Here is a 19532-nt window from a genome sequence, read left to right as displayed (position 1 = left end):
CTTAGTGATGAAACTAATTGTTCTTGGATTTTAGCTTTCCTAACTATGATTTATGATTAAAATCTATGACACTATGTCTCGTGATTTGCGAGAATTTGTCCCGATTGAGGACGGCAAGGTCAAGATGTATGTTTGTGGGCCAACCGTGTATAACTATATCCACGTAGGGAATGCCCGTTCGACGGTAGCTTTTGATACGATTCGACGTTACTTTGAGTATCGTGGGTACGAAGTTGCCTATATTTCTAATTTCACGGATGTGGATGATAAGATTATCAACCGTGCCAAGGAAGAAGGCATCACGCCTCAGGAGGTTGCGGACAAGTACATCGCTGCCTTTCGTGAGGATGTGACAGCCTTGGGCGTCAAACCTGCGACCCGCCATCCGCGTGTGGTGGAGTTTATGGCTGACATCATCCGCTTTGTGGAAGATTTGATTGAAAAAGGCTTTGCCTACGAGAGTCAAGGAGATGTCTATTTCCGTGTGGAAAAATCTCACAACTATGCCAAATTGGCTAATAAAACCTTGGAAGATTTGGAGCTGGGTGCTTCAGGTCGTACCGATGAAGAAACAGCTCGTAAGGAAAATCCTGTAGACTTTGCCCTCTGGAAATCTGCCAAATCAGGCGAGATTTCTTGGGACAGTCCTTGGGGACCTGGTCGTCCGGGCTGGCACATCGAGTGTTCAGTCATGTCGACAGAGATTTTGGGCGACACCATTGATATTCACGGTGGTGGAGCTGACCTAGAGTTTCCTCACCATACCAATGAAATTGCCCAGTCAGAAGCCAAAACAGGCAAGACCTTTGCCAACTATTGGATGCACAATGGCTTTGTCAATATCGACAATGTCAAGATGTCCAAATCCTTGGGCAACTTTATCACAGTGCACGATGCCCTCAAAAACCTTGATGGCCAAGTACTTCGTTTCTTCTTTGCGACACAACATTACCGTAAGCCTATCAACTTTACGGAAAAGGCAGTGCGAGACGCTGAGACCAATCTCAAGTATTTGAAAAACACCTATGAGCAACCATTTACTGGAACTGTAAATGCTCAAGAGTTGCAAGCTTTTAAAGATAAGTTTGTAGCAGCAATGGATGAAGATTTTAACGCGGCAAATGGAATCACAGTAGTCTTTGAAATGGCCAAGTGGATCAATTCTGGCAACTATGATGCAAGTGTTAAGGAAGCTCTTGCAGCCATGTTAGAAGTCTTTGGGATTGTCTTTGTTGAGGAAGTTTTGGATGCAGAGATTGAAGACTTGATCCAAAAACGCCAAGAAGCGCGTGCCAATCGTGACTTTGCGACAGCGGACCATATCCGTGACCAATTGGCTGCTCAAGGGATTAAGCTCCTAGACACCAAAGATGGAGTGAGGTGGACACGTGATTGATGTCAATCTCATTAACGGGATTGCGTTAGCTTTTGAGGGGGACGCGGTGTATTCTATGTATATTCGCCGTCACCTCATCCTCAAAGGTATGACCAAGCCCAATAAACTCCACCAAGAAGCGACCAAGTATGTCTCAGCCAAGGCTCAGGCTCGCCTGATTTCCCTTATGTTAGAGGAGCAAGTCCTGACGGAAAAAGAAGAAGAAATCTATAAACGTGGTCGCAATACCAATAGTCACACCAAGGCTAAAAATGCTGATGTGGTAACTTACCGTATGTCCACAGGTTTTGAAGCAGTCATGGGCTATCTCCATATGACTGAAAATCTGGAACGTCTTGAGAGCTTGATTTCGTGGTGCATCCAAAAAGTGGAGGGCTAGGACATGATAGCAAAAGAACTACAAGACTGGTTTCCTGAAGCTCAGATTTCAGACCAACCAGTAGAGAAAGAGGGCTATCTCACTCTCCCTTTAGCTTCTCAGCAGTGGATTTTGCTGGAGGAAGCTGGGCTCAGCGAGCGTGAAAAGCAGTTGGTTGCCCTTTTGACCCAGCAGGAGCAGGCTCGTTCGCTCAATCCTTGGTATTCTTATCTGATTGAGGGTAAGGGACAGGCACCACAAGCTTTTAAAAAGATTCAGCTGGTTTACTGTCATCTTTCCTATTTTCAGCAGGAAAATCTAGCTTCTTGGCTGGATATGATGCGGACCCTTTTTCCTAACTGTCAGACGGTGCTTCAGGTTGGGGCTCAGGATTATGTTTTCGTACTTCAACAAGATAAATACACCTCTGTACGAGCTATTTTAAGTGATACGATTGAAGCGGTTGAGTATGACTTTGGACTTCGTCTGTCAATCATGTTGGGCCAGGTTTGGTCTCAGACAGGCCATCAAGCCCTATCAGACTTGATTAAAGCAGAGCGCGATTTGTTTAAGACTTGGTGGCGTCAGGGTCACCAAGGTGTTCACACCTTTTCACAACTCTATCTTTGGAGTATGGGGGAAAGAATTGTGGACCTGAGAGTCATTAAAGAATGTCTACACCAGATGATTTTGGATCAAGACCAGATTCAGGAAATCATTCTCTCTCTTTGGGAAAATAGTGCTGTTCTCACTAAAACAGCCCAGCAACTCTATCTGCACCGCAATTCTCTCCAATACAAGATTGATAAATGGGAAGAGTTGACAGGGCTTCAGTTGAAAGAATTGACTGACTTGACCCTGTGTTATCAATTGATTTTACCAGATATTCTCTAAAGTTTTGTGCAAGTTGCACAGAACTTTTTTATTTTTTTGGTCACCTTGCCATAGAAATGTAAAGCGTTTTCATCTATAATAAAACTATCAAAAGACAAAAGGAGTTCACCTCATGGTAGAATTGAATCTTAAAAACATTTACAAAAAATATCCAAACAGCGAACACTATTCAGTTGAAGACTTCAACTTGGACATCAAAGACAAAGAATTTATCGTTTTCGTAGGTCCTTCAGGATGTGGTAAATCAACAACTCTTCGTATGATTGCTGGTCTTGAAGACATCACAGAAGGTACTGCATCTATCGATGGCGTGGTTGTCAACGACGTAGCTCCAAAAGACCGTGACATCGCCATGGTATTCCAAAACTACGCTCTTTACCCACACATGACTGTTTATGACAACATGGCTTTCGGTTTAAAATTGCGTAAATACAGCAAGGAAGACATCGATAAACGTGTGCAAGAAGCAGCTGCAATCCTCGGTTTGAAAGAATTCTTGGATCGTAAACCAGCTGACCTTTCAGGTGGTCAACGTCAACGTGTTGCCATGGGTCGTGCCATCGTCCGTGATGCAAAAGTATTCTTGATGGACGAACCTTTGTCAAACTTGGATGCAAAACTTCGTGTATCTATGCGTGCTGAAATCGCTAAAATCCACCGTCGTATCGGAGCTACAACTATCTACGTAACTCACGACCAAACAGAAGCGATGACACTTGCAGACCGTATCGTTATCATGTCAGCAACTAAAAACCCTGCTGGTACAGGTACTATCGGACGTGTAGAACAAATCGGTACACCTCAAGAAGTTTACAAAAACCCAGTTAACAAATTCGTAGCAGGATTCATCGGAAGCCCAGCTATGAACTTCATCAACGTGAAATTGGTTGGTAGCGAAATTGTTTCTGACGGTTTCCGTTTGAAAGTTCCAGAAGGAGCATTGAAAGTTCTTCGTGACAAAGGCTACGAAGGTAAAGAATTGATCTTCGGTATCCGTCCAGAAGACGTGAATGCAGAACCTGCTTTCCTTGAAACATTCCCAGAATCAGTTGTCAAAGCTACTATCTCTGTATCAGAATTGCTTGGTTCAGAATCTCACCTTTACTGCCAAGTTGGTAAAGATGAATTTGTTGCCAAAGTTGATGCTCGTGACTACTTGCAAACAGGTGCAACAGTTGAACTTGGATTTGACTTGAACAAAGCACACTTCTTCGACGTAGAAACTGAAAAAACAGTCTACTAAGCAAATGAAATGTCAAAACACTGCTAGAAATCTGGCAGTGTTTTTTTGAGATTGCGTAGAAAAAACTCCTGGGAAATTCCAGGAGAGTATGAGTAATTATTTGAACTTGAATCCTTCGTAAATAAGCTCTGTTTTTGGACTTTCTTTCTTAATCTGTTTGGCAAGTGACTTCATCATAGAAAGAGGACCACACATATAGACGCTTGCATGATCGGGCACTTTTTCTTGATCAAAATTAAGATAGCCGTCTTTCCTACTGTCTACTAGATGGAGTTCAAAATTAGGATTTTTCTGAGCATAGTCACGGAGCAAATCTAGGTAGACTGCATTTTCCTCTCCATGGAAGCTATAGTAGAAGTGAACCTGTTTATCTAAAATAGGATGTTCACGGATGTAAGAGATGAAGGGGGTGATTCCAATACCTCCAGCAATCCAAACCTGATTTTCTCGTCCTTCTTTTATGATCATGTGTCCGTAAGCTCTGTCTACGCTTACTTTGCTGCCGACTTGAAGATTGTCATAGATATTCTTGGTATGGTCGCCTGAATTTTTAACAGTAAAGTAAAGAGTTTGACCATGACCTCCTGAGATAGAAAAGGGATGCGGAGCGCTTTCAAAGCCTTCTTGGAAAATCTTTAGAAAGGCAAATTGTCCTGATTGATAGTTGAAAGGTCTGCTAAGATGGATTTGAATTTCTCTAGTATCATGATTTAAGTGTTTGAGATTGGTAATTTTCCCTAGATAGGGGAAGCCAATCTTTTGATATAGAAAAATGATATAAAAACCAGCTAGTAAGCCTAAAAGGGCATAGCTACCAACAAGAAAACTTAGAAGATTAAATGTAAGGAGACGATTGCCCATCATCATGTAGACGTGAAGGAGTCCGAAAATATAAGCTAGGTAAACTAGACGGTGAATCCATCGCCAAGCTTCGTATTGGATGTATTTGCCTAAATAGGCGACAAGGATGATACTGACAAAGATATAGATGGCAAGATTTCCAAACTGAGTAGCTAATCGAGAGCCCCACAAACCGCCCATACTAAAGTTATGAAAGATGAGTAGGATGATGGAGAGAAAGGCTGTGAATTTGTGGACGGTGTAGACCTTCTCCAAACCGTGAAACCAGTTTTCTATTAGAGGGAGACGAGTGGCGAGGATAAAGGTCAGAGATAGGCTTGTTAAAGCTAGTCCTGGAATCATGAATTGGGGAGAAGTGTTCATCCAAGTCAAAATAGTCAAGATAAAACTAGCTATGATAAAGAGTAGTCCTTTGATTGATTTCATAGAAAATTCCATTTTATTAAGATTTTGATTTGTTGTAAATAAATTTGTTACATTTTATCATAGAAAAAGTATGGTGTCAAATTGAGGTCTATAAATGTTTACTATCATCAAAAAACTCTCCAATTGAACTGGAGAGTGGCTGTTTATACTCAATGAAAATCAAAGAGCAAACTAGGAAGCTAGACGCAGGCTGTACTTGAGTACGGCAAGGTGAAGCTGACGTGGTTTGAATTTGATTTTCGAAGAGTATTATTCTGCAGCTTGTTGCCAACGTTTGGCCAGCATATGAGATAGGCTCGAAATTGCTAGGTTAAAGCTGAAGTAGATGAGGGCAATCAGGATATACAGACTGAAGACTTGCTCTGGTTCGAAATAACGGCCCATGAGAATTTGGCTAGCTCCAAAGAGTTCTTGTAGGGCGATAACAGAGTAGAGGAGGCTGGTATCCTTAATCACGGTTACAAACTGAGAAATGATGGCTGGCAGCATTTTACGAATGGCTTGTGGGAGAATGATGTGGTAGAGGATTTGGGCTGAGGTAAATCCTTGCGACATTCCTGCTTCGTACTGCCCCTTGTCTACGGCATTGAGACCGCCTCGGATAATCTCAGCTAGGGCCGCTGATGTAAAGAGGGTAAAGGCAGTGATTCCTGCTGGTGTGGATTTCATCTTGAACACTAAAAAGATAGTGAAAATCCAGAGGAGGTTGGGAACGTTACGCACAAACTCGATGTAAATGCTGGAGATGATGCGCAAGATAGGATTTTTGCCATTTCTCATGACAGCTAGCACCGTACCGATAAGGGTAGAGAGGACGATGGCAATCAGAGAAATGTAGAGGGTCAAGCAAAATCCTTTAAAGATAAAGACTAGGTTATCTGGGGTCAAAACTTCTAAAATGGATTCCATAGTAACCTCCTAAAGTGAATAGGCTTTTTTGTTGGCTTGCTCCATCTTGCGACCAAACTGGGCAACAGGGAAGCAGAGAGAAAAGTAGAGAAGGGCAGCGCCTAAAAAGGCTGGAATGTAGTTTCCATTGAGAGCTGACCAAGACTTGGTCACAAACATCAAGTCCACTCCAGAGATGATAGCGACGGTGGAGGTGTTTTTGATGAGGTTGACGATTTGGTTGGTCAAAGGAGGGAGAATGATACGAAAGGCCTGAGGCAAGATAATCAAACGCATAGCACTGATATAGGTAAAACCTTGCGACAAGGCGGCCTCCATCTGACCGCTAGGAATAGACTGAATTCCTGAGCGAATCACCTCAGCGATATAGGCGCCGTGATAAAGTCCGACGCAGAGAACAGCTGTCCAATAAATCGGAATCATGATGATATGGTCACTGATAAGAGGTAGGCCATAAAAAACGATAACAAACTGCACCAAGAGGGGAGTATTTTGGTAAAATTCGACAAAGATGCGAGCCAAAATTCTCAATATCGGACGTTTACTGGTTGACATGGCTCCGAAGAAGATGCCCAAAACCATGGCTAGGATAAAGGATCCAATCGCTAGGGCAAGGGTGAAGAGGAAACCATTGAAAAATTGTCCAAAATCCTGAAAATAGGCTGTCCAAGATGATAAATCTGTCATGGGGTGTCCTCCTTAATCTGCGGTATGACTAGATGGTTTGAGCTTGTAACGGTCATAGAGTTTCTGCAAACTGCCATCCTTGCTCCATTTAGTAACCAAGTTATCGAGATAGTCGTTGAGTTCGGTATTTGATTTCTTGGTAACGATACCGTAGTCAGATGGCTTGAAACTATCATCTAGTAGTACTGTGCGTTTGCTGATGTAGCCAGACAAAATCGAGCGGTCAACGGAAAAGGCATCAATACGGTGAGCGTGTAGGGAAGTGATCAATTCTGGGTAGGAACCAAGTTCGACGAATTTAAACTTCAGGCCTTTCTTTTTACCCAGTTCAGTAATCAGGCGTTGGGTGATGGAACCTTGGGCAACACCGATGGTTTTTCCGTTTAGGTCCTCAATGCTTTTGATTTTGGCAGATTTATTGACCAAAAAGCCAGATGCGTCCGTGTAGTAGGGACTGGTAAAGTTGTAGAGTTTTTTGCGTTCGTCTGTGATGGTAAAGGTTGCGATATCCATATCGACCTGTTCATTGTCTAGAAGTGGTCCACGAGTTTGTGCGGTAACAGGCACATAGCGAACCTTGACCTTGAGTTCATCTGCTACCATCTTGGCCAAGTCTGTTTCGATACCAGAATAGGTCCCTGTCTTAGGATCCTTGTAGCCGAAATTGGGAACGTCTTGTTTTACACCGACAACCAGCTCGCCTCTCTTTTGAATGTCTGCGACACTGGTATCAGCCTGAACTGGTTTTGCAGCAGCAAGGCCCAAAAGGCTAATCAATAATGCGGATAAAAAGAATTTCTTTTTCATAGGCGCCTCCTTATTTGACTTTGTCACTTTCGTGGTTGATGATTTTGCTGAGGAATTGTTGGGCACGAGGTTCACTTGGATTGTCGAAAAAGTCATCAACATCTGTCGTATCCACCAAAACCTCTCCATCAGCCATAAAGATGATGCGGTCCGCAACTTCACGGGCGAAGCCCATTTCATGGGTCACGACAATCATATTCATACCATCGTGGGCTAATTTTTGCATAACTGCCAGAACATCGCCGATGGTTTCAGGGTCAAGAGCAGATGTTGGCTCATCAAAGAGGAGGAGTTCAGGATGCATAGCGAGTCCACGTGCGATGGCAATCCGTTGTTTTTGTCCACCAGATAGCATGGCTGGATAAGAATCTTTCTTGTCCCACATATTTACAAATTCCAGATATTTTTGGGCTGTTTTTTCAGCTTCTATTTTATCAATTCCTAGAACTTTTATGGGAGCTAGTGTTATATTTTCTAACACCGTTCTGTGTGGATAGAGGTTGAAATGCTGGAAAACCATACCGACTTCCTTGCGAAGCGGTACTAAATCTTTCTGGCTGGCACCAGCAACTTGGTGACCATTTACTAGAAGGCTTCCTTTATCAACAGCCTCCAAACCATTGATGGTGCGGATAAGAGTGGATTTTCCAGAACCAGAAGGGCCTAGGAGGACAACGACTTGCCCTTTTTCAAAACGGAGATTGATGTCGCGGAGTGCGTGGTAGTCTCCGTAATATTTTTCGACGTGTTCAAATTCTACTAAAGCCATAAGGAATCTCCTTTGTGTTAGATTTTATAACATGATTCTACACCAAAAGATTTGTCTTGTCAAATCATATCTGAAAAAATTCACTAAAATTTTATAAAAAAGCAATCTGGATAGAGAAAAAGCCTAAATCGTGTTATAATGAAGCAAGAGAATTCTTAGAAAGAGTGGATGTCTTTTTGATAACACCTACTTATGAATGGCAGTTTGCCCCGCAGGTAGAAGATGCGGATTTTACAAAGATAGCCAAGAAGGCTGGACTGGGTCCTGAGGTGGCTCGGTTATTATTTGAGAGGGGGATTCAGGACCAAGAAAGTCTGAAGAAGTTTTTAGAGCCTTCTTTAGAGGACTTGCATGACCCTTATCTACTCCATGATATGGACAAGGCAGTGGAACGGATTCGTCAGGCCATTGAAGAAGGGGAAAATATTCTCGTCTATGGAGACTACGATGCGGATGGTATGACTTCGGCTTCTATTGTGAAGGAAAGTTTGGAACAGCTTGGTGCCGAGTGCCGGGTTTATCTGCCCAATCGTTTTACCGACGGTTATGGACCTAATGCCAGTGTTTACAAATACTTTATCGAGCAAGAAGGAATTTCCTTGATTGTGACGGTGGATAATGGGGTTGCGGGTCATGAGGCCATTGACCTGGCCCAGTCTATGGGAGTGGATGTCATTGTGACTGACCACCATTCCATGCCTGAAACCTTACCAGATGCCTATGCTATTGTCCATCCTGAACATCCGGATGCGAACTATCCTTTCAAATATTTGGCTGGTTGTGGAGTTGCTTTCAAGCTGGCTTGTGCCCTTTTAGAAGAAGTACAAGTGGAATTGCTTGATTTGGTCGCTATTGGTACCATTGCTGATATGGTGAGTTTGACGGATGAAAACCGTATCTTGGTTCAGTATGGTCTGGAGATGTTGGGACATACCCAGCGCATTGGTCTGCAAGAAATGCTGGACATGGCTGGGATTGCTGCCAACGAAGTAACAGAAGAAACGGTTGGTTTCCAGATTGCCCCTCGTTTGAATGCCTTGGGCCGTTTGGATGATCCCAATCCTGCCATTGATTTGCTGACTGGCTTTGATGATGAGGAAGCACATGAGATTGCTCTCATGATTCATCAGAAAAACGAAGAGCGCAAGGAAATCGTCCAGTCTATCTATGAAGAAGCTAAGACCATGGTGGACCCTGAGAAGAAGGTCCAAGTCTTGGCTAAGGAAGGCTGGAATCCTGGGGTTCTGGGTATCGTCGCTGGTCGTTTGTTGGAAGAACTAGGGCAGACAGTCATTGTTCTCAATATAGAGGACGGTCGTGCCAAGGGTAGTGCTCGTAGTGTGGAAGCGGTCGATATTTTTGAAGCCCTAGATCCCCATCGCGACCTCTTTATCGCATTTGGCGGTCATGCTGGTGCAGCAGGAATGACGCTGGAAGTTGAGAAACTCTCAGATTTATCTCAGGTTTTGGAAGATTATGTCCGTGAAAAAGGAGCGGATGCTGCTGGCAAGAACAAGTTAAATCTAGATGAAGAATTGGATTTGGAAGCACTTAGCTTGGAAACAGTCAAAAGTTTTGAACGTTTGGCACCTTTTGGCATGGACAATCAGAAACCTGTCTTTTATATAAAGGATTTTCAGGTCGAAAGTGCCCGTACCATGGGGGCAGGCAATGCCCATCTCAAACTGAAAATTTCTAAGGGTGAGGCTAGTTTTGAAGTGGTGGCCTTTGGCCAAGGCAGATGGGCGACAGAGTTTTCTCAAACCAAGAATCTAGAGCTGGCAGTCAAATTGTCTGTCAACCAATGGAATGGGCAAACTGCCCTCCAGTTGATGATGGTGGATGCGCGTGTGGAGGGTGTTCAACTTTTTAACATCCGTGGGAAGAATGCAGTTTTGCCAGAAGGGGTTCCAGTCTTGGATTTTGCTGGAGAATTTCCGAATCTAGTAAATAGTGAAGCTATTGTCGTGAAAACCATTCCTGAGGATATTACTCAGCTGAAGACCATTTTTCAGGAACAAAATTTCTCTGCTGTCTATTTCAAAAATGATATTGACAAGGCCTACTATCTGACAGGGTATGGGACTAGAGAGCAGTTTTGCCAAATTGTACAAGACCATCTACCAGTTTCCAGAGTTTGATATTCGCTACAAGCTGAAAGATTTGGCAGCTTATCTTAATATTCAGCAAATCTTGCTGGTCAAAATGATTCAAATATTTGAAGAATTAGGTTTTGTGGTAATCAAAGATGGGGTTATGACAGTCAATAAAGAAGCGCCAAAGCGGGAAATCGGAGAAAGTCAGATTTACCAAAATCTCAAACAAACCGTCAAAGACCAAGAAATGATGGCGCTGGGTACCGTGCAAGCAATTTATGACTTTTTAATGGAAAAAGAGTAGATCATAGGAAAGAGTTGGGAAACCAGCTCTTTTTTGAAAACAAATCTTCATTTTGAAAATCATCAAAAAAATGGTATAATGGTAGGAAAAGATTCGGCTAAAAGTAATGCTTTTAGAATAAAAGGGCAAGCAACCCTATAATCAAGATAAACTAAGCTTTCGGAGGAAAAATGAGTAATATCAGTTTAACAACACTTGGTGGTGTACGTGAAAATGGGAAAAATATGTATATCGCTGAAATCGATGGGTCTATTTTCGTTTTGGATGCAGGTCTAAAATACCCTGAAAATGAACAACTAGGGGTGGACGTAGTCATTCCTAATATGGACTACCTTTTTGAAAATAGCGACCGTATTGCTGGGGTTTTCTTGACCCACGGGCATGCGGATGCCATTGGTGCTCTGCCTTATCTCTTAGCTGAAGCCAAGGTACCTGTATTTGGCTCTGAGTTAACCATTGAGTTGGCCAAACTTTTTGTCAAAGGAAATGACACAGTTAAGAAATTCAATGATTTCCATGTCATTGATGAGGATACGGAGATAGATTTTGGAGGGACTGTGGTGTCCTTCTTCCGTACGACCCACTCTATCCCAGAAAGTTTGGGTGTTGTCTTGAAGACAGCTGAAGGTAGTATCGTTTATACAGGTGACTTCAAATTTGACCAGACAGCTAGTGAATCTTATGCCACAGACTTCGCTCGTTTGGCAGAAATCGGTCGTGATGGAGTTCTAGCTCTTCTTAGCGATTCAGCCAATGCGGACAGTAATATCCAAGTGGCTAGCGAAAGTGAAGTTGGGGACGAGATTACTCAAACCATTTCGGACTGGGATGGTCGTATCATTGTTGCAGCAGTAGCTAGCAACCTCTCTCGTATCCAGCAGGTGTTTGATGCTGCGGATGCAACAGGCCGTCGTGTGGTCTTGACAGGATTTGATATTGAAAATATCGTCCGTACTGCTATTCGCCTCAAGAAATTGTCTCTAGCTAACGAAAGTCTTTTGATTAAACCAAAAGATATGTCTCGCTTTGAAGACCATGAGTTGATTATTCTTGAGACAGGTCGTATGGGTGAGCCTATCAACGGTCTTCGCAAAATGTCGATTGGTCGCCACCGTTATGTGGAAATCAAGGACGGTGACTTGGTCTATATCGTAACCACTCCGTCTATCGCTAAAGAAGCAGTTATGGCGCGTGTGGAAAACATGATTTATCAAGCTGGCGGGGTTGTTAAACTGATCACCCAAAGTTTGCGTGTGTCAGGTCACGGAAATGCGCGTGACTTGCAGTTGATGATCAACCTCTTGCAACCCAAGTATCTCTTCCCAATTCAAGGGGAATATCGTGAGTTAGATGCTCATGCTAAGGCTGCTATGGCAGTTGGAATGTTGCCAGAACGCATTTTTATCCCTAAAAAGGGAACCAGCATGGCTTATGAGAATGGAGACTTTGTCCCAGCTGGAGCGGTTTCGGCAGGGGATGTCTTGATTGACGGGAATGCTATTGGTGATGTTGGTAATGTGGTTCTTCGTGACCGTAAGGTCTTGTCAGAAGATGGAATTTTCATCGTCGCAATCACCGTTAACCGTCGTGAGAAGAAAATTGTGGCCAAGGCTCGTGTTCACACGCGTGGATTTGTTTATCTCAAGAAGAGCCGTGATATTCTCCGTGAAAGTTCAGAATTGATTAATCAGACGGTAGAAGACTATCTTCAAGGAGATGACTTTGACTGGGCAGATCTTAAAGGGAAGGTTCGTGATAATCTGACCAAGTATCTCTTTGACCAGACTAAGCGTCGTCCAGCTATTTTACCAGTAGTCATGGAAGCAAAATAAGCGATGAAATAAACGGAGAGAAAGTCGAATTTCGGCTTTTTCTTATAGAAAAATAGAGGAAAAATTATGGCAGTAATGAAAATCGAGTATTACTCACAAGTTTTGGATATGGAGTGGGGAGTGAATGTCCTCTATCCTGATGCTAATCGAGTGGAAGAACCAGATTGTAAAGACATTCCAGTCTTGTACCTCTTGCACGGGATGTCTGGTAATCATAATAGTTGGCTCAAGCGGACCAACGTAGAACGCTTACTCCGAGGAACCAATCTCATCGTTGTTATGCCCAATACCAGCAACGGTTGGTATACCGATACCCAATATGGTTTTGACTATTACACAGCTCTAGCAGAGGAATTGCCACAGGTTCTGAAACGCTTCTTCCCTAATATGACTAGCAAGCGTGAAAAAACCTTTATCGCTGGCCTCTCTATGGGAGGCTATGGCTGTTTCAAATTGGCTCTTGCTACAAATCGTTTTTCTCATGCAGCTAGCTTTTCAGGTGCGCTTAGTTTTCAAGATTTTTCTCCTGAAAGCCAAGATTTGGGAACACCAGCTTACTGGAGAGGTGTTTTTGGGGAGATTAAAGATTGGACAACTAGTCCTTATTCTCTAGAAAGTCTGGCTAAAAAATCGGATAAAAAGACCAAACTTTGGGCTTGGTGTGGCGAGCAGGATTTCTTGTACGAAGCCAATAATCTCGCAGTGAAAAATCTCAATAAACTGGGATTTGATGTGACCTATAGCCATAGTGCTGGAACTCACGAATGGTACTACTGGGAAAAACAATTGGAACGGTTCTTAGCAACCCTACCAATCGATTTCAAATTAGAAGAGAGATTAAGCTAGTTTAGTTTGTATTACTCTTTCAATAACCATGTCTTCTATGGAATAGAAACTAAAATATGTTTTTACTAGACTTTCTAAACAAAAATAGTAGAATAGTAGTTAAATTCTATTATTGTTGGAAAGAGAGTAAGAGATGTATCGTTATCAAATTGGCATTCCCACATTAGAATATGATCAGTTTGTTAAAGAACATGAATTAGTCAATGTATTACAAAGTAGTGCTTGGGAAGAGGTTAAGTCTGATTGGCAACATGAAAAGTTTGGCGCCTACCGAGGAGATAAATTACTGGCTACAGCTAGTATTTTGATTAAAACTCTTCCTCTAGGCTATAGAATGTTTTATATCCCAAGAGGTCCTGTATTAGATTATAAGGATGCTGAACTCTTGAACTTTGTTCTTCAATCCATTAAGTCCTATGCTCGAAGCAAGAGAGCGATTTTTGTGATTTTTGACCCAAGTATTTGCCTATCGCAAAGTTCAATCAAGCATGAAAAAATAGAATATCCTGAAAATATGGCTATTATTGAAAATTTGCAAAGAATGGGAGTAAGGTGGTCAGGAAAGACCGATGGAATGGGAGATACCATTCAGCCTCGTATTCAGGCAAAAGTATACAAGGAAAATTTTACAGAAGATAAACTTTGCAAGTCAACAAAACAAGCTATTCGATCCGCTCGAAATAAGGGTGTAGAGATTCAGATTGGTAGAGATGAATTGTTAGAATCTTTCTCGTTTTTGATGAAAAAAACTGAGAAGCGAAAAGATATCCATTTGAGGAATGAAGCCTATTATAAAAAATTGTTAGATAATTTTAAGGACAAGGCCTACATTACGCTGGCTACTCTGGATATCGCTAAGCGTTTACGAGAATTAGAAGAACAGTTAGCGAAAAACTTAGCGTTGGAAGAAGCGTTTACTGAGTCGACTCGAACTTCAAAAGTAGAAGCCCAGAAGAAGGAAAAAGAGCGTTTGGTAGAAGAAAGAGATTTCTTGCAGAGATATCTGAATGAAGAAAAATCAAACATTCCTTTAGCAGCTACTTTGAGTTTGGAATTTGGTAATACCTCTGTTAATCTATATGCTGGTATGGATGATGCTTTTAAACGTTATAATGCACCAATTTTAGCTTGGTATGAAACAGCTCGCTATGCTTTTGAGCGAGGTATGGTGTGGCAAAATTTAGGTGGTGTTGAAAACTCTCTCAATGGTGGACTTTACCATTTTAAGGAAAAATTTAATCCAACGATTGAAGAATACTTGGGTGAGTTTACAATGCCCACCCATCCTCTTTATTCTCTGTTAAGAATCGCTCTTGATTTTCGCAAGGCATTAAGAACAAAACATCATAGAAGGTAAGTACATGGCATTAATTACACTCACAAAAGAAGAATTTCAAGCTTATTCTGATCAGGTCTCTTCTCGTTCTTTTATGCAATCTGTCCAGATGGGGGACTTGTTAGAAAAAAGAGGGGCTCGAATTGTTTATCTTGCATTGAAACAAGAAGGAGAAATTCAAGTTGCAGCTCTGGTTTATAGCTTGCCCATGCTGGGTGGCCTACATATGGAGATCAATTCGGGGCCGATTTATACCCAACAAGATGCTCTCCCAGTTTTTTATGCGGAGTTAAAAGAATATGCCAAGCAAAATGGTGTATTAGAGTTGCTTGTAAAACCTTATGAAACTTATCAAACTTTTGATGGTGAAGGTAATCCAATAGATGCTGAGAAAAAAAGTATTATTCAAGGTTTGACTGATTTAGGTTATCAATTTGATGGTTTAAAAACAGGTTACCCAGGTGGAGAACCGGATTGGTTATATTGTAAAGATTTGAATGAGCTAACTGAAAAGACCTTGCTTAACAGTTTTAGTAAAAAGGGGAAAGCTTTGGTGAAAAAGGCTGATACATTTGGTATTCAGTTGAAAAAATTAAATCGTGAAGAACTTTCAATTTTTAAGAATATAACAAAAGAAACCTCTGAACGTAGAGAATATAGTGATAAAAGTTTAGAATATTATGAGCACTTTTATGATTCATTTGGAGAACAAGCGGAGTTTGTAATTGCTAATCTAAATTTAGGAGAATATATACAAAATTTAATACATAAGCAAAAAGAATTATCTGAAAAAATAGCTACCTCACTACTCTTATTAGAACAATATCCAGATTCTGCACAAAAGAAAAAAGAACACAAAGAATTGGCTAGGCAGTATGAAAGCTTTGAAGTTCGAAAAGCAGAAGCACGAGAGTTGATTGAAAAATATGGAGAGAAAGATCTTGTCTTAGCAGGTAGTTTATTTATTTATATGCCTCAAGAAACGACCTATCTTTTTAGTGGTTCCTATACTGAGTTTAATAAATTTTATGCACCAGCTTTGCTTCAGAAATATGTTATGTTGGAAAGCATAAAACGTGGGATCCCTAAATACAACTTCCTAGGGATTCAAGGGATTTTTGATGGTAGTGATGGTGTTTTGCGTTTTAAACAAAATTTTAATGGCTATATTGTACGCAAAGCGGGTACTTTCCGTTACCATCCATCACCTTTAAAATACAAAGCTATTCAGTTATTCAAAAAAATATTAGGACGTTAAGATGAAAAAGCCAGTATTTAGCTTTCTTTCAGCTTGATTTAGTAAAATAGTCTTTATTTGCTAGAAAGGTGGAGAGACATGCGCTGGATTTTTTGTTTGATAGGGGCTTTCTTTTCTTTTGTGTGGCGTTTGTTTTGGCGCCTGGTTTGGATAGTTGTGCTCTTATGTGCGTTTGCTTTCGGACTTCTCTGCTATCTGAACGGGGATTTTCAAGGAGCGCTAAAGCAGGCAGAACGGTCAGTCAAGATTGGTCAACAAAGTATCGACCGATGGGAAAAAACAGGGCAACTGCCTAAGTTGAACCAGACAGATAGCCACCAGCATTCTGAAGGAAGGTGGCCACAGGCCTCTGCTCGTATTTACTTGGATCCCCAGATGGATTCACGCTTTCAAGAAGCTTATTTAGAAGCGATTCAGAATTGGAATCAAACGGGTGCTTTTAACTTTGAAATTGTCACCGAGTCCAGCAAGGCAGATATCTTGGCTACGGAGATGAATGACGGAGGTACTCCTGTGGCAGGAGAGGCGGAAAGTCAGACCAATCTCTTAACAGGACAATTCTTGTCTGTAACGGTGCGTCTGAATCATTATTATCTGTCCAATCCTGACTATGGCTATTCCTATGAGCGCGTTGTCCATACGGCAGAACATGAGTTGGGTCATGCGATTGGCTTGGACCATACAGATGAGAAGTCTGTCATGCAACCTGCGGGTTCCTTTTATGGTATCCAGGAAGAGGATGTTGCAAACCTTCGAAAAATATATGAGACTAGTGAGTAGGGAACAATCTTTCCCTACTTTTTTGCTATAATGGAATTATGAACAACTTGATTAAATCAAAACTAGAGCTCTTGCCGACCAGCCCTGGTTGTTACATTCACAAGGATAAAAACGGTACCATTATCTATGTAGGAAAGGCTAAAAATCTGCGTAACCGCGTGCGGTCCTATTTTCGTGGAAGTCATGATACCAAGACGGAAGCTCTGGTGTCTGAAATTGTAGATTTTGAATTTATTGTTACGGAGTCTAATATTGAGGCACTTCTCCTAGAAATTAATCTGATCAAGGAAAATAAGCCTAAATACAATATCATGCTCAAGGATGATAAGTCTTATCCTTTCATCAAAATCACTAATGAGCGCTATCCTCGTTTAATTATCACCCGTCAGGTCAAGAAGGACGGCGGTCTCTACTTTGGACCTTATCCAGATGTGGGGGCAGCCAATGAAATCAAGCGGCTGCTGGATCGAATTTTCCCTTTTAGAAAGTGTACCAATCCACCGTATAAGGTCTGTTTTTACTACCATATCGGCCAATGCATGGCCCACACTATCTGTAAGAAGGATGAGTCCTACTTCAAGTCTATGGCTCAGGAGGTTTCTGATTTCCTAAAAGGGCAGGATGACAAAATCATTGATGACCTCAAGGGCAAAATGGCAACGGCAGCCCAGTCTATGGAGTTTGAACGTGCGGCAGAATACCGTGACCTGATTCAGGCTATTGGAACGCTTCGAACCAAGCAACGGGTCATGGCTAAGGATCTCCAGAATCGTGATGTCTTTGGCTACTATGTGGACAAGGGTTGGATGTGTGTGCAGGTTTTCTTTGTCCGTCAGGGAAAACTCATTGAACGTGACGTCAATCTATTCCCCTACTACAATGATCCGGATGAGGATTTTCTAACCTATGTAGGACAATTCTATCAAGAAAAATCTCATCTAGTTCCCAATGAGGTGCTGATTCCGCAGGATATTGACGAAGAAGCTGTCAAGGTCTTGGTGGATACCAAGATTCTCAAACCCCAGCGTGGAGAGAAAAAGCAACTAGTCAATTTGGCTATAAAGAATGCTCGAGTCAGTCTAGAGCAGAAGTTCAATTTGTTAGAAAAATCTGTCGAAAAGACCCAAGGAGCTATTGAAAATCTAGGTCGTTTGCTCCAAATTCCCACCCCAGTTCGCATCGAGTCCTTCGATAACTCCAACATCATGGGAACTAGTCCTGTTTCAGCCATGGTGGTCTTTGTCAACGGAAAACCTAGTAAGAAGGATTACCGTAAGTATAAAATCAAGACTGTCGTCGGGCCAGACGACTATGCTAGTATGCGAGAGGTCATTCGCAGGCGCTATGGTCGAGTACAGCGTGACGGTTTGACTCCTCCAGATTTGATTGTGATTGATGGGGGACAAGGTCAAGTCAATATTGCCAAGCAAGTCATTCAAGAGGAGCTGGGCTTGGATATTCCCATTGCAGGTCTGCAAAAGAATGATAAGCACCAAACCCATGAATTGCTCTTTGGAGATCCGCTTGAGGTGGTGGAGTTATCTCGCAATTCTCAGGAATTTTTCCTCCTCCAACGTATACAAGATGAGGTCCACCGCTTTGCTATAACTTTCCATCGCCAACTGCGCTCGAAAAATTCTTTTTCATCACAACTGGATGGAATTGAAGGGCTGGGACCTAAACGCAAGCAGAATCTCATGAAGCATTTCAAGTCTCTAACAAAAATCAAGGAAGCCAGTGTGGATGAGATTGTCGATGTTGGAGTACCTAGAGCTGTTGCAGAGGCTGTGCAGAGGAAGTTGAACCCGCAGGAAGCAGTGGAATTAGCTCAAGTGGCGGAAGAAAGAGTAGATTACCAAACGGAAGGAAACCACAATGAAACATAAAATCGCAATTTTATCAGATATTCATGGAAATGCGACGGCTTTAGAAGCAGTGATTGCAGATGCTAAAAATCAAGGAGTCAGTGAATACTGGCTTCTGGGAGATATTTTTCTTCCCGGTCCAGGTGCAAGTGACTTGGTAGCCCTGCTAAAGGACCTTCCTATCACAGCCAGTGTTCGAGGCAATTGGGATGATTGTGTCCTTGAGGCCTTGGATGGTGAATATGGTTTGGAACATCCACAAGAAATCCAGTCAATGCGAATGACCCAGTTTTTGATGGAGCGAATGGATCCTGCAACGATTGTCTGGTTACGAAGCTTGCCTTTGCTGGAAAAGAAAGAGGTTGCTGGGTTGCGCTTTTCTATCTCTCATAATTTACCTGACAAAAATTATGGGGGTGACTTGTTGGTTGGGAATGATACAGAAAAATTTGACCAACTGCTAGATGAGGAAACGGACGTGGCAGTCTATGGTCATGTCCACAAGCAGTTGCTTCGTTACGGCAGTCAAGGGCAACAAATCATCAATCCAGGGTCGATTGGCATGCCCTATTTTAATTGGGAGGCGTTAAAAAATCACCGTGCCCAGTATGCCGTGATAGAAGTTGAAGATGGGGAATTGGTAAATATCCTATTTCGTAAAGTCGCTTATGACTATGAAGCGGAGTTGGAGTTGGCCAAATTCAAGGGGCTTCCTTTTATCGAAATGTATGAAGAGCTACGACGAGAAGACAACTATCAGGGGCACAATCTGAAACTCTTAGCCAATTTAATAGAAAAGCATGGGTATGTAGAGGATGTGAAGAATTTCTTGGAGGCTATAAAGTCAGAATATAAGATGGACTAG

Annotated in this window: 16 protein-coding genes and 1 pseudogene; 12 read left to right on the top strand and 5 right to left on the bottom strand. The window is 42.1% G+C overall.

All coding sequences use genetic code 11. The features are described from left to right. The first annotated feature begins 52 nt into the window (after window positions 1–52). The 4 genes from cysS (at window position 53) to SM12261_RS07200 (ending at window position 3891) form a co-directional block, all read left to right on the top strand. Window positions 53–1396: a cysteine--tRNA ligase gene (gene cysS / locus SM12261_RS07215; protein WP_000591110.1), complete on the top strand. Its 1344-nt coding sequence runs from the start codon at window positions 53–55 to the stop codon at window positions 1394–1396. Beyond that, the gene (locus SM12261_RS07210; protein ID WP_000567927.1) at window positions 1389–1775 is read left to right on the top strand and encodes a Mini-ribonuclease 3; all 387 of its coding nucleotides are present in this window, start codon (window positions 1389–1391) and stop codon (window positions 1773–1775) included. The genes cysS and SM12261_RS07210 overlap by 8 nt, the downstream gene beginning before the upstream one ends. Before the next feature lie 3 nt (window positions 1776–1778). Continuing rightward, complete coding sequence (locus SM12261_RS07205; RefSeq protein ID WP_000560740.1) at window positions 1779–2648, top strand: helix-turn-helix domain-containing protein; 870 nt, start codon at window positions 1779–1781, stop codon at window positions 2646–2648. Between the two features lie 112 nt (window positions 2649–2760). Continuing rightward, window positions 2761–3891: an ABC transporter ATP-binding protein gene (locus tag SM12261_RS07200; RefSeq protein WP_000229944.1), complete on the top strand. Its 1131-nt coding sequence runs from the start codon at window positions 2761–2763 to the stop codon at window positions 3889–3891. 96 nt (window positions 3892–3987) lie between these two features. Here SM12261_RS07200 and SM12261_RS07195 read toward each other — a convergent pair whose 3' ends face one another. The 5 genes from SM12261_RS07195 to SM12261_RS07175 all read right to left on the bottom strand — a co-directional run bounded on the left by SM12261_RS07195 (window position 3988) and on the right by SM12261_RS07175 (window position 8350). Beyond that, the gene (locus tag SM12261_RS07195; RefSeq protein ID WP_000835808.1) at window positions 3988–5178 is read right to left on the bottom strand and encodes a ferredoxin reductase family protein; all 1191 of its coding nucleotides are present in this window, start codon (window positions 5176–5178) and stop codon (window positions 3988–3990) included. A 249-nt stretch (window positions 5179–5427) separates the two neighbouring features. Continuing rightward, the gene (locus tag SM12261_RS07190; RefSeq protein WP_000443858.1) at window positions 5428–6087 is read right to left on the bottom strand and encodes an amino acid ABC transporter permease; all 660 of its coding nucleotides are present in this window, start codon (window positions 6085–6087) and stop codon (window positions 5428–5430) included. Window positions 6088–6096: 9 nt separating this feature from the next. Beyond that, the gene (locus SM12261_RS07185) at window positions 6097–6774 is read right to left on the bottom strand and encodes an amino acid ABC transporter permease (protein ID WP_000131137.1); all 678 of its coding nucleotides are present in this window, start codon (window positions 6772–6774) and stop codon (window positions 6097–6099) included. A gap of 12 nt (window positions 6775–6786) precedes the next feature. Then, window positions 6787–7581, bottom strand: coding sequence for a transporter substrate-binding domain-containing protein (locus SM12261_RS07180; protein WP_000726197.1), 795 nt, complete (start codon window positions 7579–7581; stop codon window positions 6787–6789). 10 nt (window positions 7582–7591) lie between these two features. After that, window positions 7592–8350, bottom strand: coding sequence for an amino acid ABC transporter ATP-binding protein (locus SM12261_RS07175; RefSeq protein ID WP_001229574.1), 759 nt, complete (start codon window positions 8348–8350; stop codon window positions 7592–7594). 176 nt (window positions 8351–8526) lie between these two features. Here SM12261_RS07175 and recJ point away from each other — a divergent pair. From recJ to SM12261_RS07135, 8 genes and pseudogenes are all read left to right on the top strand, one after another. After that, window positions 8527–10750 (top strand): annotated as a pseudogene (recJ, locus tag SM12261_RS07170) (single-stranded-DNA-specific exonuclease RecJ). A 170-nt stretch (window positions 10751–10920) separates the two neighbouring features. Continuing rightward, entirely contained in the window at window positions 10921–12582 is a 1662-nt protein-coding gene (locus tag SM12261_RS07165; protein ID WP_000065614.1) for a ribonuclease J, read from the top strand. Window positions 12583–12648: 66 nt separating this feature from the next. Further along, on the top strand, window positions 12649–13428 hold the full coding sequence (locus tag SM12261_RS07160; RefSeq protein WP_000290006.1) for an alpha/beta hydrolase: 780 nt from the start codon (window positions 12649–12651) through the stop codon (window positions 13426–13428). A 133-nt stretch (window positions 13429–13561) separates the two neighbouring features. Beyond that, the gene (gene murM, locus SM12261_RS07155; RefSeq protein WP_000286582.1) at window positions 13562–14785 is read left to right on the top strand and encodes a peptidoglycan bridge formation alanyltransferase MurM; all 1224 of its coding nucleotides are present in this window, start codon (window positions 13562–13564) and stop codon (window positions 14783–14785) included. 4 nt (window positions 14786–14789) lie between these two features. Continuing rightward, the gene (locus SM12261_RS07150; protein WP_001174044.1) at window positions 14790–16022 is read left to right on the top strand and encodes an aminoacyltransferase; all 1233 of its coding nucleotides are present in this window, start codon (window positions 14790–14792) and stop codon (window positions 16020–16022) included. A 78-nt stretch (window positions 16023–16100) separates the two neighbouring features. Beyond that, window positions 16101–16802 (top strand): M57 family metalloprotease, encoded by a 702-nt coding sequence (locus SM12261_RS07145; protein ID WP_001267186.1) that lies wholly within the window; start codon window positions 16101–16103, stop codon window positions 16800–16802. Between the two features lie 38 nt (window positions 16803–16840). Next, window positions 16841–18688, top strand: a complete 1848-nt coding sequence (gene uvrC, locus SM12261_RS07140) for an excinuclease ABC subunit UvrC (RefSeq protein WP_001061166.1) — start codon at window positions 16841–16843, stop codon at window positions 18686–18688. After that, window positions 18678–19532: a metallophosphoesterase family protein gene (locus tag SM12261_RS07135; RefSeq protein ID WP_000680852.1), complete on the top strand. Its 855-nt coding sequence runs from the start codon at window positions 18678–18680 to the stop codon at window positions 19530–19532. Before uvrC ends, SM12261_RS07135 begins: the two co-directional genes overlap by 11 nt.

Source organism: Streptococcus mitis NCTC 12261, assembly GCF_000148585.2.
GTDB classification, from domain to species: domain Bacteria; phylum Bacillota; class Bacilli; order Lactobacillales; family Streptococcaceae; genus Streptococcus; species Streptococcus mitis.
This window is presented reverse-complemented; position numbering and strand designations above follow the sequence as displayed.